The organism is Mycobacterium intermedium (assembly GCF_002086275.1).
Classification (GTDB): domain Bacteria; phylum Actinomycetota; class Actinomycetes; order Mycobacteriales; family Mycobacteriaceae; genus Mycobacterium; species Mycobacterium intermedium.
Genome location: NZ_MVHT01000356.1, coordinates 1 through 290, shown reverse-complemented (window position 1 = coordinate 290; position 290 = coordinate 1). Strand labels below are relative to the sequence as shown.

At 70.0% G+C, this 290-nt stretch carries 1 protein-coding gene; it reads right to left on the bottom strand.

The features are described 5' to 3' along the window. On the bottom strand, positions 1 to 290 hold a 290-nt coding region (locus tag BST27_RS31000; RefSeq protein WP_211285357.1), incomplete at both ends, for a beta-ketoacyl synthase N-terminal-like domain-containing protein.

The following is a 290-nucleotide window of genomic DNA, read 5'->3' as shown; positions in this document are numbered from 1 at the left end:
GCCGTGCCGCGGATCACCGCCAGGATGCGGTCCCCGTCGCGCTGGGCGTCCTCGAGTCGCTTGAGCAGCACGACGACCACGCCCTCACCGGCGACGAACCCGTCGGCCGCCACGTCGAACGCGTGGCAACGCCCGGTCGGGGACAACATGCCGATGGCCGATCCCGAAGCTTGTTTCCGGGGTTCGAACATCACCGAAGCGCCACCGGCCAGCGCGATGTCGCTCTCGTTGTCGTGCAGGCTGCGGCAGGCCAGGTGGATCGCGGTGAGGCCAGAGGAGCAGGCGGTGTC